Source organism: Nostoc sp. XA010 (assembly GCF_020829625.1).
Taxonomy (GTDB): Bacteria; Cyanobacteriota; Cyanobacteriia; order Cyanobacteriales; family Nostocaceae; genus Nostoc.
Window position 1 is genome coordinate 221,041 of the sequence record NZ_JAIVFX010000004.1, and the last position, 15,237, is coordinate 236,277.

The window sequence follows — 15,237 nt, forward strand, 5'->3', positions numbered from 1 at the left end:
TTTATGTATCCGTAAATTCCGCAAATTTAATTTTTAATTGCTTAAATTGATACCGAAAAGCATTTTTCTACCCCTACCAACGTATTTGTATAACAATCCTAATTGAACCTCACACGACTGAAAGTCGCGTGATTCCTGCTTCAACGATCTCTGCCGGAATTACTTCTGGACTGACGAGTTCTCCACAGGCGTTTTTTATAACCTCCGGCGTACCGACGGCGGTTAATAATCTCAAACCTTCGCTTAATATATTCAGTGCTGCGTTTTTATCCCTCAAATTATAGCTATTGCAACTAGGACAAGACCATTCACGCAGCTTTAAATCTTTAACTAGTGGATTAATAAAACCACAACAGTTGCAAGTCTGAGATGAGGGGTAAAATGTACCGATTTTCTGCACAATTCTGTCATGCCACAAAGCTTTATACTCAAGCATAGCGACAAACTTCGACCAACTAGCGTCTGAAATACTCAGTGCTAACTTGTGATTCTTCACCATATTGGCAACTCGTAAATCCTCAATACAGATAATGCTGTTTTCTTTGATTAAACGAGTTGACAATTTATGCAGAAAGTCATCTCTGAGATTGGTAATTCGTTCATAGGTACGAGCCAGCTTGATTTTCGCTTTGACTCGATTACTACTACCTTTTACACTGCGGGATAGTTTCTTATGTGCCTTGCCTAACTTACGAGTTTGAGTTCTGTAATATTTTGGATTTTCTACAACTTCCCCATTACTAGTAACGAGATAAGATTTTATGCCTAAGTCTATCCCAATATTTTGACTAACTTGGGGATGTTTCTCAATCTCAGTTTCGCTATTGATACTAGCAATATATTTGCCAGATGAAGTGCGACTAATGGTAACGTTTACAAGCTTCCCAGTAATGTCTTGGGATTTGTGGAACCTTACCCAACCTAACTTCGGAAGCTTTAAACGATTCTCTATTACCTGTATGTTACCGTTAGTAAGATTTGTTTTGTAAGACTGCTTGGAAGCATGCTTCTTTTTGAACCTGGGGAAGCCGACACCTTTTTTATTTTTAGACTTCTTCAAGTCAGTAAAAAAGTTTTTGTATGCTGTCTCTAAATTCTTGAGTGAGTTTTGCAGAGCAAATTTATCTACTTCCTTTAACCACTCAATCTCCTTTTTGAGTAGAGTTAGCTGCTGGCTGCAAGCATTATAGTTTAAAGTCTTCTGCTCCGTGGCATATAACTCCTGTCTTAGTGCCAAAAAGCGGTTGTACACATATCTGGCACAACCAATTGTCTTGTTGATTAAGACTTCTTGATTATGCGTGGGTATGAGAGTAACTTTAAATGCTTTTTGGATGGATGACAATTTCTTGAATTTGCTGAATATCATTCAATTTTAACATAAAGTATCACCTAATATAGAGCGCCTAACTCATGACTGGAAGTCACGAGTGTGCGGCTTGAAGGCATCAAAAGATTAGGGCGAACCTACCATAAGTAAGCTCGCCCTAACGTGTATTTAACTGAATTGTTATCGGAAGTTTTGAAATTCTGCCTACAGCGCTACACGAACGTGAAGCCTAGTTTTGTAGCCGAGTCAGAAGGGAGACTTCCTGGCTTAGGCATCTACTTATGACAATTCCAAAACTAACTTTTTCTTAACTTGACGAGTTAGAACTGAAGCAACACCCACAAAACCAATCACAAAAACTCCTAATACAGAAGAAGACTCAGGAACTGCTCTAATGACATTACCGGTGATACTCTTGTAGCCAGTGGCGACTGTGTGATTATCTGATTCAAAACCAGTTCCGCCAATATTGGTGAATTGAACCTGATCAAAAGTTCCGGCAACATCATAGAAGTTGATGAATGCATAGGGTTCTCCAGAATTTTGATTTTTGAATGCTGAATTAGGATTACCGTAGTAGCTGGTTTTATTTGGTAGCTTTGCGATATAACTAACCACATCAGCAGTAGTAATTCTTTCTACAAGATTACCTTTTGAATAAAATTCAAGTACGTTATTAGCGTCTCCCGCAGACCACCAAAGTCCAAAGTAACTTTGTGCGGTTGTTAAATTTAAGGTAGAAGCCGTTTGCTTATTAGCACCCGATCTGTTCGTATCTACATCAAAATATTTGCCTGTGCCACCAGCACCACCATATTGGTCTTTATCCACGAGCAGAGTATTCGTATAGCTACCAATATTTGTTCCTCCATCAACCCATGTAAAGCCTGTTGCACTGTAACCTGTTGTTAGTGCATCAAAATTTTGTACACGAGTATTAACAAGATTTGAGTAATTTGCGGTTTGTATGGTTGGGTCTTCTATTGATATCGTAAAAGACGCAGCCATTACAGGACGGGTAACAGTAGCTAAGGACAAAACGACACTAGAAGCGATCGCGGACTTAATTAGAAGACTTTTCATTTTACAAATCCTTCTCGGTTTTAAAAAATTTCGCGTTCATGCCTCATTGTGCGATGTACTTATAAGTTCCAACATCAGAGGGATTACTACTTTTTTTATTTGATTTTACTTAGATTAAAATGTAAGTTATTGGGCTGGATTTAGAGAAAATTACTGATATTATGTTCCGTAATATTTATCGCTTTATGTAGAAAGCACGAAGCTATCAGTGGTAAATTATAAACAAACTTTATTTATAACAAGTTCCCTTTTGTGATTCGCAGGCAGTTCATATTTTTAGAGGTCTAGGTAAAGAAGGCATGAGGCGTTGTGCTATGCCAATTTCTTGAAAACCTGTGCATATCCTTTGGCTGAATAGTTTTTCAACCTTACACTCAAGATTATCTTGGTTTTGATTTAAAGTAATTACATAATCTGCATAATGCTAGAGTCATTAACTACACAATCTCTTTCTGAAAAACGATTGCATCAATCACAATGGTATCCAGGATAATTCTAATACCTTTCATAACTCTAGAATTGCTATAATTTCATATTTAATTCTTCTTTCTGCTTCAAAGAAATAGCACTTTCTTTGACAGGTAGCTGTCGGCTGCCTCTCACCCTTTCCCTGATAATTTGTCTTTCTTCAGTCAACTATGCCACCTGAGCTTTTTTGACATCGGTAGTAACATGAATTAAACTACCTCTTGCAACAAAAGAGTCTTGATCAATGCATCCAACCGAAGAAGTTGTTGTCCCTACTCGCGTTATCGGTTTAATTAGTGGCACATCCGTAGATGGCATAGACGCTGCGTTGGTAGAGATTTCCGGTACAGAATTGGATCTCAAAATTGAGTTGCTAGCCGGGGCAACATATCCTTATCCAGCCGAACTCAGAGAAAGAATCTTGGCAGTTGGCGCAGGCGTTGCCATCTCAATGGCAGAATTGGCAGAAATAGATGATGCGATCGCCATTGCCTTTGCCCAAGCCGCCCAAAATATTCAAATTGGTCATCAGCCAGCCACTCTCATTGGCTCCCACGGTCAAACAGTTTATCACCGACCACCTGGGGAAGCAAGGGACCAAGGGAGCAGGGGAGCAGGGGAGCAGGGCAGGAGAGAAATCTTAATTTCTAACTTCTCACCGGCTAAACGCCCCGCTATCGCTAACAGCACTGCCTTGGGTTACAGTCTCCAACTAGGGCGCGGTGAATTAATCACCCATATTACAGGCATTACAACGGTGAGCAACTTTCGCGTTGCTGATATCGCTATTGGTGGTCATGGTGCGCCTCTCGTGCCCAGAGTAGATGCCTATTTACTCAGTCATCCTGAAGAAGGGCGTTGTATTCAAAACATTGGTGGTATTGGTAATGTTGCTTATATTCCACCTCGACATGGCGACTGGCTCTCAAAAATTCGCGCTTGGGATACTGGCCCAGGAAATAGTCTGTTGGATTTAGCGGTGGAGCATTTAAGCGCTGGTGCTAAAACTTACGATGAAGATGGCAATTGGGCAGCGAGTGGTACTCCTTGTGATTCATTGGTAGAACAATGGCTCAACCAAGACTATTTTCATCTGCCGCCGCCTAAATCCACTGGTCGAGAGTTATTTGGTGTAGCTTACTTGCATCAGTCTTTAGAAGATGCTCAAGCATACGAACTCAACGCCGCCGATTTACTAGCAACTCTCACCGAACTTACAGCTACTTCAATTGTTCATAGTTACCGCACTTTTTTGCCGGAAATGCCACAAAGGGTACTATTATGTGGCGGTGGTAGTCGCAATCTCTATTTGAAACGTCGATTAGAGTTATTGTTGCCATCAATACCAGTCTTGACTACAGATGAAGTTGGTTTAAGTGCAGATTTTAAAGAAGCGATCGCCTTTGCAGTTTTAGCCTACTGGCGACATTTAGGTATTCCTGGCAACCTACCTACTGCGACTGGGGCACCTCAAGAAGTGCTTTTGGGAGAAATTCACCAAAATCAGTACTCAGTGCTGAGACAGGAACAATAAACAAGATAAAAAATTTCTTCATTCAGCACTGGCTCAACACCCCGCTATCGCTAACGCAACTTAGCACTGCTATAACTGTAGTCTTGGCGGCACTCGATCAAGGCAGGGAATATACAAGGTGGCTCATACTTTTTTATTGGAACCAGGACGCTGGACAATGCAAGGAAATTGGCTGGAACGTAATGGTATGCCAATCAGTGTCAAGGGTATGACCTTGGTAGCTTGGAATCGAGATAACTGGTTTACTATGGCTACAAAACTGATATTTCCTGGTAGCGATCGCTCAGAAATCTCTCTGCAATATAAGGGGCGGCTTCATGAGGGAGAGCGTCAGTATACTTTTTTACTCCAGCATAATACTTTGGGGCAGATTGAAGGTGAAGGCTGGATTGGTTTAGATACAATTGTGCAGCGTTACTGGGTAATAGGCGATCGTCAGCGTCGTAGTGGCTTTGAAACCCTGCACCGAATTTCGGAAGATAGATATTACCTCAGTAGTGGCATCTTGGCTGGTCATTTTTTAACTAACACAATGGAAGCTAGCCTAGAGCGTCAATCAACCTAAAGGTAGCGCTGTTGTCCGTCTAGGCTGGAAGCCTGTCGCTCAAACAATCCCAATTGCTTCTGCTTCTTCAAAGCCTAATATCTCATGCCTGACCTCAAGGAGTCATCGTTTATTCTCACAGACCTACTGAGTTGTATACTAAATAAGAAATTATCAAATTATTTTTAGGCTTTATAGTATTTTTACCGAACCGTGTAGTCTGGAGTCCAGTTTCATGAATCCTAAAGTCTCTGTAATTATCCCTGCTTACAATACTGAAGCTTATCTTGCGAAGGCAATAGAGTCAGTCTTAGAACAAACGCTCACAGATATTGAAGTTATCATAGTCGATGATGCTTCAAGTGATAAAACTGTAGAAGTCGCTAAAAGTTTTACTGACCCACGTCTCAAAGTAATAGTTAATCAACAAAACCTTGGGGCTGCTGCTGCACGTAATCGTGCCCTAAGAGCAGCCCAAGGAGAATGGATTGCTGTGCTTGATTCAGATGATTGGTATGCTCCTGAAAGATTGTCCAAGCTTGTGTCACTGGCAAATGAAAAAAATGCAGACATGATTGCTGACGATCTTTATTTAATCAACGATGGTGAAACATCTCCTTGGAGTACATTGATTCAAGAAAGTGAACAAAGTATAGATAAAATTTTCCAAATTGATATCGTTTATTTTGTAGAAACTGATGTATATGGACAACCAGGATTGCATCTTGGTATAAGCAAGCCTCTATTCAAACGAGAATTTCTGGTTAAACACGGCATCGAGTACGATGATGCCATCAGGATGGGTCAAGATTTTTGGATTGATATGAAATGCTTAATCAAAGGAGCACGCTTTTTCCTTGAGCCAAAACCCTATTATTACTACCGCTCACGCCCCGGATCTCTTGTACATAAAAGCCAATTGTCACGTCTAAATCAATATTTGAATGCTAGCAATTCTTTCATGCAACAAGAAGTTGTGAAAAAAAATCCAGCTTTAATGCGTGCTATGTATTACAATAATTCAGTCTATAAAAAACATCTAGCTTACCTTCAAGTTGTAGAGCCTCTCAAGGAAGGAAAATGGTTAAAAGCATTGGCAGAAATGGGTAAAAATCCGTACTTCTTTTATGATTTTATTTCCCGATTGAACAATATTATAGAACGTCGAATTCAATACTATGTAATGGGTAATAAATCAGTTTTTGACATTTCTTATAACATACAGAGAGAACGAAAAACTAGCAATTAGTACTATCATATTTTTCTCAATAAATAATTCATCCTTACGTAGTCGGAATCAGCCTAAAGGTCAAAAACTTAGTAAGGTAATAAGTATTTTTAATTATCCCTACTTACAAAATAAATGCAGAGTCAGGGCGAACGCACGGCATTTCTGAAACCCCTGCTGGATAAGGATCTTGACGAAAAAATAGGCTAAATTTAAAAACGCTGAAACCCTTGCTATTAAAGGATTCTTATACTTTAGATGCGTTTGCCCTGAATGCAGAGTACAGCCTTGCTGGAGGTAGGACGAAAGTACTAAATTAAGCAAAACTTTAGTTGTAGACCACTGCTCACTAAAATAACCTGAGTTTGACGAACCTCTCCCTTTAAATTTTTTGGCAGATTTTAGAGTTATCTATTTAGTTAAAATTGGGCAAACTAAAATTACACCACAATGAAAGTGTAAAATGGTACAAAGCGTCATTATAAATCTACCCTTTCTGCTTGTTTGATCTGAAATGTTGCACCAGTGTAATAACCGCCTCGGTTGCAAACGGCTAGATTATGCTTTCAATCTTCTAAAAGAGGATTGAAAAAAGCTAGTACAGCAAGCGCGGAAATAAATATACCAATTCAGTGCGATTCGTTGATTAGTGAATCACGGTGTAAGTCCGTACATAACTAATCCAACCTGACAGCAGATGACTGTCATTAAAGGTTGAACTCTCGGTCAGATGCAAGTGCAAGTCTTGCCATTCAGACTCAGAATTGACTCCTTATCTGCCCACACCGAACAAGCTCGGTTCTTGTAGAGTGAAGCTCTTAACTGGGCGCAAACAGACGACCGTTACGGGTTGACACTGGCGCTAATAGGGAGTTCCTACGATGAAACAGAGCCTAAAAAAGCAACTTAGTCATAAGGCGAGGGCGTAACATAAAAAAACCCTGACCACACTGGAGTTGATTCCCGCCGCAATTGAATTGAAATCGGCTTGAGTCCAGGGAATCCAGTAGTTGAATTGGCTACATCTAAGGGAACTATCAATCTATCCGAGGGAACGAATAAAAACTAGTTGTGGGTCTAGGGGCAGTCGAACCCCATGTAGACCAGACGAGAGGAGTAAGCCCCACAATTCGGGTAGGACAGACCGTAATTGGTCTGAGGTGTTCAGAATGCACAAACTCTAGAAGAGAAAAATGATTAGACACAGTTACAAAACTAGTGAATCTTGGAAAGCCTTACCGTGGAAGAAATTCCGCCGAAATCTTTTCCGCCTTCAAAAGCGTGTGTACAAAGCGGTTCAAGTTGGAGACAAGCGGAAAGCTAGGTTCCTCCAAAAGCTTATTCTAAAATCCACCTCGGCTCGATTTCTTGCAATAAGACAAGTATCACAAGCTTTATGCTGGCAAAAAGACGGCTGGTATTGATGGTAAAAAATCCCTCTCATTTGAAGAACGCTTCAACCTTGAAGAATTACTGAGAATGAACAACGGAAATTGGAAGCATCAAGGCTTACGGGAAATCCCTATCCCCAAGAAGGACGGGACTACCAGAATGTTAAAGATACCAACCATCGCGGATAGAGCTTGGCAATGCCTAGCAAAATATGCGCTAGAGCCAGCACACGAAGCCACCTTCCACGCTAGGAGTTACGGGTTCAGAACGGGGCGCTCTGCCCATGATGCACAAAAGTACATCTTCTTAAACCTTAGCTCCAGAACCAATGGAATAGAAAAACGAGTTATAGAACTCGATATCGAGAAGTGCTTCGACAGGATTAACCACTCAGCAATAATGGACGAACTCATTGCCCCCAAGGGCTTAAAACTCGGAATATTCCGATGCCTCAAGGCTGGAGTCAACCCAGAATTTCCTGAACAGGGAACCCCACAAGGGGGAGTGGTCAGCCCACTATTAGCTAACATCGCGCTCAACGGGATTGAGAGTATACACAGATACCACTCAATATATAAAGAGGGTAGAAGGATAACACCTAAAACATCGGCAAAAAGAATTGTCGAGCCATCAATCCGATACGCGGATAATATGGTCATAATACTACGTCCCGAAGACAATGCGACAGAGATACTTGAAAGAATCAGCGAGTTCCTCCGCAAACGCGGAATGAATGTAAGCCAAAAGAAAACCAAAGTGACCGCAGCGACAGATGGGTTTGATTTCCTCGGCTGGCACTTTAAAGTCCAGAATAACGGAAAATTCAAAAGTACTCCCTCAGTGGACAACTTCAAAGCGTTCCGTAAGAAAGTAAAACACATCGTCAACAACTCGAATTATGGAGCTACCACAAAGGCTGAGAAATTAGCCCCGATAGTTAGAGGGTGGAGAAATTACCATAAGTTCTGCAAGATGGACGGCTCAAAGTTTTCACTTTGGTTCATAAATCACAGAGCATATACGGTATTCAACAGGGAAACCAAGCAAACTCGCCACACTAGCGAGAAATTAGTTAAAAAGGCATTCCCAGCAGTTTCCTACTCCGAAAATAAACACGTCATGGTTCAAGGAATAAAATCCCCCTATGACGGAAATATAGCCTATTGGAGTGAACGTAAAAGTAAGCTCTACGACGGCGAAACTTCTATTGCTCTTAAGAAGCAAAACCATAAATGTGCATCCTGCGGCTTAAAGTTCATCGATGAGGAAAAGGTTCAACTGCACCACATCGACGAAAATCACGCCAACTGGAAGAGAAATAATCTTGAAGCAATTCATGAGAGTTGCCACGATTACAAGCACATGAGCAAAAGCGCAAGCTGAGAACATTGGGAGCCGTGTACACGGAAACGGGTACGCACGGATCTAATTGAGAGGTGCGGGGAATAATATCCCCCATCGACTCAACCAATAGTGCAATAAGCTCGGAATAAAATTTCTTTGGCTTTTGACTTTTGAAAGCCAGTTGCTACCCTGCCTTAACGCTAAGAGCGTAGCAAGATGCCCGTAGGGGTACAAGTCGGCAACGCAGGGGCGCATCCTTTTGACTTCCTCCTTGTGGTATCAGCCTAGAAAGTCATTTATAGGCGCAATAATCAAATATCAGTTTGAATGCACTTTTCCTTCTAAACACTTACAACCTGCTTTTGGATTCAAATTCCCTATGTCAGACCCCAACATTGGTCGCTTACTCAGCAAACGCTACCAACTCCAGGAGTTAATCGGTACTGGAGCAATGGGTCGAGTTTATCGTGCTAAAGATACTTTGTTGGGAGGTGTACCTGTTGCGGTTAAGTTTCTGGCGTTATCAATCCAAAATGAAAAGATGCGATTGCAAGACCGCTTTGAGCGAGAAGCAAAAACCTGTGCTTTACTAGGGCAAAAAAGCATTCACATTGTCCGAGTCATGGACTATGGCGTAGATGACAATAACACCCCGTTCTACGTCATGGAATACCTACAAGGACAAAGCCTGAACAATATTATTCGCAAGCAACGATTGCCTTTACCAAGATTTTTGAGTATGGCGCGTCAACTCAGCCTAGGGTTAAAGTGCGCTCATGATGGCATCCCAGTTGAGGGCCATATTTGCCCAATTATCCACCGCGATATCAAGCCAAGTAATATGCTGGTGATTCAAGATCCCAGTTTCGGAGAATTGGTCAAGGTTCTAGATTTTGGTATTGCTAAATTATTACAGTCAGATGGCGACCATACAAAATTCTATTTGGGGACATTGGCTTATTCTTCTCCCGAACAAATGGAGGGTAAGGAATTAGACAATCGTTCTGATATTTATAGTTTGGGCGTCATGATGTTTGAGATGCTCACAGGCAAAATGCCACTGGCGCCACCAACTCACTCATTTGGAGCATGGTATAAAATACATCACTATCAAAAACCACGTTCTTTTGCTGAGGTTGCGCCCGAATTAGAATTACCAAAAGAAATCGAAAATTTGGTGATGAGTTGTCTAGCTAAAGTACCACGCGATCGCCCCCAAAATATCACTGAAATCCTTAAGGTTTTAGCATCTCTAGAAAAGCCTGAGCATACACGCAAAATTAAGCAAGACATCCAGTCGCTAGTTCCTGTGACTAGAGTAAGCAATGAGCTTGAACAAAAGGCAAAAGGCGATTCGCGGGTATCCTCGGCAAACCATGAAATCGCTCGTGCCATTTCCTGGCCCCAGAATAAACCAGTTGCCGATATTGTTTTCCCCCAGCCGATTAATAACAATGGGGAGCTTTTACCCGCTCTGTGGGTGATGCTACCGCAAGAGGAAATTCAAAAGCGCTTACTCTGTACCCGCTATAACCAATTTCTTTTTATCTCTATTCCCCATCCCATGCTGCTATGGATTACTGTCATCTACAACCGCAAACATGGTGCTAAATGGTTACCTTACTACCTTGATCTCAAAACCAGTCTTGGTCAACAAATTTCCCGGTTACTACAGCACACAGGTTACTATCGTCTGTTGTTCTTTGCACGAGAAACACCAAATTGCTGTACCCATATTTTACATTCCAGCATCGCTTCTGCCCAGCGCCAACGATTGCAAGAGTGGCTCGCAATGAGCAACACATTGATCTCCTCTGCTGACTCGCAAATTAGTAAAAGCTTACTCAAAAGTGAGTATGAAAAGATTAAGCCTCAAATTCTCGCAAAACTGGAAAGTATTGATACAGATTCTCCATACGATCTTTCCAACTAGGAATAATTTCTTTATATTACATGTATTATATGTAACTAAGGGGTTTTTCTTGAATAATGTAAACTTTTATAAACAAAATATGTATAAAGATGTAAGTTCTAGTTATATGTATAAAGAGTGAAAAAAGTAACTGCCAAATCACGGCTATTTAAATTCTCTCTCAATCTTTCTGTGTATATATTCCGGGAGATTGTAAATTTACGGATGTTAAATCTCACGTTAGACGTACCAAAAGCAAGTCTGTCTAAAGCCAAAAGTAGATTTGTACTACAAAATTAAAGTAAGTTTAGACTCTAGCAGATGTATCGTCGAAAAGTTTACTCTTTGTTAGTTTTTTGAATTTAATTTTTGTCCAACCTTTCCAGAATTGTTTATCGAAGTTGACGCCCCGACATCCCCAGCTGTTTTCCTCCTTGGAACCAAGCAAGAGAAGGAGGTCGTCCACTGCGACAGTAGAACGACTCTATGCCATAGTGGAACCGGAATCTAAGCCCCACTGATGCTTAAGAAGCTCTTGATAAGTTGCCTCGCGCACGACCATTTGCTCATAGAGCTTTACTAAAAAGTCTTTAGCCTGATCGTGGCTCATGTTTTGCACCTGAGTAGCAAATGAGCAGATGCTGAATTGCTGTTCCAAGGATAGTTTCATTGGTTGATTCATAATTAACTCCGAAAAAACAACGAATAAAGGTGATATCGCTTACAGAAGTCCAAATTGGATGGTAATTGGACTGATATCTGTCCAACATTTGTTCCTCCGTATTACGAAAGATAACAAGTGTTTGACACATTGCCCACATCCAAAGTGTGGAACTTTTCTGGTCTGATATCTTGCACCTAATCCTAGTGATATACTACCCAAGTTAGCCAAGCCATATTCCGGAAAATATTCTTCTCTGTTTGGTCTTGGATAGATATAACTACCTCTTGATTCCTTTTTGCTTTGCATAACTCTCCTCTGAGGAGATGAGCAAATTTTTTCCTAAATCCTACACAAGTTATCCCTGTTTGAGAAAAACTAAGATGCTGTTTCCTCCCAATATGGAAGAAGCTTCGGAGGATTGGGACTTTCAGGAGGTTAGAGAATGGATGGTAATAAGCGTGAATTATAGTTGTTTTACGTTATTACGTGCAAGATGTAAATCTAGCAATTTATGCAAATTTAGCCTCTTTTAAGTCACTTTAGAGGCTAAAAATATTTGTATCAAATTGTAAAAAGTAAAAATGCTCATGCTGAACAAATTGCTGAGTATATCTACCAGATTTGTCATTTGTCCAATAGCTAATAACTTCTGACCAATGACCAATGACCAATAACTATTTAGTCGAGTGAGACGATTACAACTGTGATGTTATCGTGCCCTCCGTGGTCTTTGGCAGCCTCAACTAGAGAGATGGCGGCTTTATCAAGCCAAGGAGTATCTTGGAGGCAGCTAGCAATCTTCTGTTCGACAAGTTCTTCTGTTAGACCATCACTACATAAGAGTAAGCGATCGCCAGCTTTGACATCTAGTGGTTGCACATCAATCTGATGCAAGTCTTCACGCCCTAAACAGCGCGATAATACATGACGAAAAGGATGCGATCGTGCTTCATCTAAGGTAATGTCACCGATTTTGATTGCCCGTGCTACCCAAGTGTGGTCTTCTGTTACTTGTTCTAAATGCGACTCTCGAAAGCGATATAGCCGCGAATCGCCAACATGAGCGCACCAGGGGGATTCTGGGGCGCGAAAAATTACCGCTACAACCGTTGTACCCATGTCGGCGCGTTCGGGATGATTTTGCTGATCGTGCAAAATCGCTTCATTGGCACCCCACAAAGCTTGCTCTAGTAATTCTTGGGAAGATTTAGAAGATTCCCAATTTGCCAGCAAATACGCTTGAATTTCTCCAGTGGCAATGCGGCTTGCTTCCTCACCTCCTGCATGACCACCCATTCCATCGGCGACAACGAAAAATCGCCCTTCTGGGTCGATATAGTAAGCATCCTGATTATTAGAACGAATAAGTCCCGGATCGCTAAAACCCGTGAAATTAAGTTTCATAAATTATTTTTGCAACTTTTTGCAACAATTAATACATACGATCGTAACGGTCAAGGCGTAAAAGTAGTCTGATCATGATCACTAAAAGCCCTGCCGCAATTAAACCAGGCGCTAGTGCCCACCATACATAATTGGTAACCACTAAGATCGTAGCTGAAAGGGTGAAAGCACTGATTAACAGAGCATAGCTTATTGAGAGCTGAATACTGCTCTGTCGGCGCAATAGGCGTTCAGTTTCGATAGACCGAACGCGCAGGCGCATGTCTCCCCGTTCTAGCTTCTCTAGGGTATCCTCTAATCTACGTGGTAGACCAAAGGCGGTACTACTTACCTGAGCTGCTTGACGACTTAATTCGTTAATAAAGCTATTCCCCTCAGAACCATTCATATCGGTCATAAGCTGCATTGCATACGGTTTGGCAACTTCCATAAAGTTAAACTCTGGATCTAAACCTTTGCCTACCCCTTCTAAGGTAGAAAAGGCTCGCATCACAAAAGTGAAGGTTGCTGGAAATCTAAATGGCTGATTATAAGCTATTTCATAAAGGTCGTCACTAATTGCTGCCACCGATTGGTTTTCAAATGGCTTATCCATGAAATGATCCAGCATGTACTGGACGGAACGCCGGACTGGGCCCATGTCATCGGTTGGGGCGATCGCGCCTAACTCGATCAGAGACTGCACAACGCGATCGCCATCTTTTTGGGCAATGCCAAACAGTGTTTGCATTAGTCCTTCACGGATATTTGACTTAATCCGCCCCATCATGCCGAAATCGTAGAATATCAAAGCACCAGTTGCACTAATGGCAATATTGCCTGGATGAGGATCAGCGTGGAAAAAGCCACTGTTGAGTAATTGTAGTAAATAGGCTTGAGCGCCTTGACGAGCGATCAACTTTCGATCTAAACCTGCTGCTTCTAAAGCTTCGTATTGGCTAATTTTAATTCCAGGGAGATATTCTAAAGTCAACACTCTAGACGAGGCGTAACGCCAGTATACTTTTGGGACGTTCACCCAATCGTAGCCGCGAAAGTTGCGGCGAAAAGTATCAGCGTTACGACCTTCGTTGAGATAATCAATTTCTTCCCAAAGAATGCGACAACATTCTTCATAAATACCTAACCAATCTCGCCCCCGTCCCCATTTGGGATGGTTTTGAAAATAGCGGGTAATTCCCTTAAGAATTTGTAAATCTATTTCAAATAACTTCTTTAGTCCAGGACGTTGCACCTTGACAACAACCGATTCTCCACTATGCAGCACAGCTTTGTGTACTTGCCCTAAGCTAGCAGCAGCCAAAGGAATCGGTTCAAAATTATGGAAAAGTTCAGGAATTTTCTTGCCTAGTTCTCTCTCAATGGTCGCTTCTACTTGCTCATAGCTAAATGCCGGTACTTTGTCTTGTAACTTGGCTAGTTCTTCTACATATTCAACTGGAAATATATCAGCACGGGTAGAAAATAATTGCCCTATTTTGATGAAGGTTGGGCCTAAATCCAGCAGGGTATTGCGAATCCACACCGCTTGGGTTTTGCGTTTTGCGGCTTGCTTTGCCTCAGTCACACCACCCGGATAACTCCAAGATTTGTTGTATAGCCAAAGTTTGAACATTAAGGTCAAAACAAAAGACCAAATGTCCACAAAACGCCGTCTGCTAGAGTATTTTTCCCGATTCCAACGGTATGCTTTATCTGAATAACCTTGTTCCATATACTTTGTTTACCGTTGGTTTGCAAGTGAATCCCTTGAAAGAAAAGACACTCTGATTCCTAAACTGTTTTTTTTAGTGTCCTTTGTCATTTGTCATTTGTACATAATAATTTTTGACCTATACAACTCTTGGAGAGGCTACGCTTAGGGCGTAGCTATGCCGCAGGCTTTACGGCAAAGTTCAGTACAAGTGACTAATGACCAATGACTAAAATTTATGCAGAAGTTCTACGATAATGTTGCAATTCTGTTCGTAACAGGGCAATTTCTGCTCGTAATTCATCAATATCTGCTTGTAAGTCACCGGAATCAGAACTGCCTTGTCCAGTACCTGTGGTACTTTGGCCACCATTAGCAGCTTCTGCTGCCCGATTTGCCCGCTCTAGAACTTCGTCTGTAAACTGGCGCAGCTGCTCTCTAGCTTCTGCATCAAATTTGCCCAGATCGCTCAAAGCATCGGTCAAGGCGACCTCTAAACGCTCATTAACTACTTCAGCTACTGCTCTGCCTACGAAAAAGGCTTGCACAAGGGGGTTACTCATAAATTTTTGTTACGTTGCACCGCAAGAGAATTATAACTTGCCCGTATGCTTTACGGCTTCTGTTGTAGAGTTAGAAAT

At 41.5% G+C, this 15,237-nt stretch carries 10 protein-coding genes and 1 pseudogene; 5 read left to right on the forward strand and 6 right to left on the reverse strand.

Annotated elements, in window-relative coordinates; genetic code table 11:
- Nucleotides 1-109: 109 nt before the first annotated feature.
- Both tnpB and LC608_RS08315 read right to left on the reverse strand, forming a co-directional pair.
- Nucleotides 110-1,345: an IS200/IS605 family element RNA-guided endonuclease TnpB gene (gene tnpB, locus LC608_RS08310; RefSeq protein ID WP_229553086.1), complete on the reverse strand. Its 1,236-nt coding sequence runs from the start codon at nt 1,343-1,345 to the stop codon at nt 110-112.
- 264 nt (nt 1,346-1,609) lie between these two features.
- Nucleotides 1,610-2,413, reverse strand: a complete 804-nt coding sequence (locus tag LC608_RS08315; RefSeq protein WP_229553087.1) for a hypothetical protein — start codon at nt 2,411-2,413, stop codon at nt 1,610-1,612.
- Between the two features lie 712 nt (nt 2,414-3,125).
- On the opposite strand from LC608_RS08315, the gene LC608_RS08320 reads away from it, so the two are divergent.
- The 5 genes and pseudogenes from LC608_RS08320 to LC608_RS08340 all read left to right on the forward strand — a co-directional run bounded on the left by LC608_RS08320 (nt 3,126) and on the right by LC608_RS08340 (nt 10,856).
- Nucleotides 3,126-4,415 carry an anhydro-N-acetylmuramic acid kinase gene (locus LC608_RS08320; protein WP_229553088.1) on the forward strand — a complete coding sequence of 430 codons (1,290 nt, stop codon included), beginning with the start codon at nt 3,126-3,128 and terminating at the stop codon, nt 4,413-4,415.
- Between the two features lie 118 nt (nt 4,416-4,533).
- Nucleotides 4,534-4,980, forward strand: coding sequence for a hypothetical protein (locus LC608_RS08325; protein WP_229553089.1), 447 nt, complete (start codon nt 4,534-4,536; stop codon nt 4,978-4,980).
- A gap of 214 nt (nt 4,981-5,194) precedes the next feature.
- Nucleotides 5,195-6,208, forward strand: a complete 1,014-nt coding sequence (locus tag LC608_RS08330; RefSeq protein WP_229553090.1) for a glycosyltransferase family 2 protein — start codon at nt 5,195-5,197, stop codon at nt 6,206-6,208.
- A 1,172-nt stretch (nt 6,209-7,380) separates the two neighbouring features.
- Nucleotides 7,381-8,962: pseudogene (locus LC608_RS08335) on the forward strand (group II intron reverse transcriptase/maturase).
- A 340-nt stretch (nt 8,963-9,302) separates the two neighbouring features.
- Nucleotides 9,303-10,856: a serine/threonine-protein kinase gene (locus LC608_RS08340; protein WP_229553091.1), complete on the forward strand. Its 1,554-nt coding sequence runs from the start codon at nt 9,303-9,305 to the stop codon at nt 10,854-10,856.
- 463 nt (nt 10,857-11,319) lie between these two features.
- Here LC608_RS08340 and LC608_RS08345 read toward each other — a convergent pair whose 3' ends face one another.
- The 4 genes from LC608_RS08345 to LC608_RS08360 form a co-directional block, all read right to left on the reverse strand.
- Nucleotides 11,320-11,517 carry an NblA/ycf18 family protein gene (locus LC608_RS08345; protein ID WP_041565841.1) on the reverse strand — a complete coding sequence of 66 codons (198 nt, stop codon included), beginning with the start codon at nt 11,515-11,517 and terminating at the stop codon, nt 11,320-11,322.
- Nucleotides 11,518-12,177: 660 nt separating this feature from the next.
- Nucleotides 12,178-12,903, reverse strand: a complete 726-nt coding sequence (locus LC608_RS08350; protein ID WP_229553092.1) for a Stp1/IreP family PP2C-type Ser/Thr phosphatase — start codon at nt 12,901-12,903, stop codon at nt 12,178-12,180.
- 28 nt (nt 12,904-12,931) lie between these two features.
- Nucleotides 12,932-14,617, reverse strand: coding sequence for an AarF/ABC1/UbiB kinase family protein (locus LC608_RS08355; RefSeq protein ID WP_229553093.1), 1,686 nt, complete (start codon nt 14,615-14,617; stop codon nt 12,932-12,934).
- Nucleotides 14,618-14,832: 215 nt separating this feature from the next.
- The gene (locus LC608_RS08360) at nt 14,833-15,159 is read right to left on the reverse strand and encodes a DUF6825 family protein (RefSeq protein WP_229471514.1); all 327 of its coding nucleotides are present in this window, start codon (nt 15,157-15,159) and stop codon (nt 14,833-14,835) included.
- Nucleotides 15,160-15,237 lie beyond the last annotated feature (78 nt).